A 255-nucleotide genomic window follows, 5' to 3' on the forward strand; every position below is an offset into this window, starting at 1 on the left:
GTTCGATGATTTGTTTAAGGGGCCTATATTGTCTAGATACTTCGTCCTCGTTGGTTAAACCAATGACTTGAGTGATATCGAAGTTCAGGCCGTGTTGGGCCAGGAAATGTTGTGCCAGTTTGTAAATAGGGTTTCCGTCAACGATGAGGTTTAAATCCTCAGGGATTTCGCTAGCTATATAGTGGTCGAGCACATCGTGAATGGCCCTGATTGCTAATTCAGTATTGCGTTTTTCAGACACTCTTTGGGATAAGA

General features: G+C 43.1%; 1 pseudogene. It reads right to left on the bottom strand.

Features of this window, described 5'->3' with window-relative positions:
• Positions 1–255 (bottom strand): annotated as a pseudogene (locus ACYQ2O_RS13295) (DDE-type integrase/transposase/recombinase); the annotation flags it as partial.

This window comes from Alkalibacterium sp. m-11, from assembly GCF_054658155.1.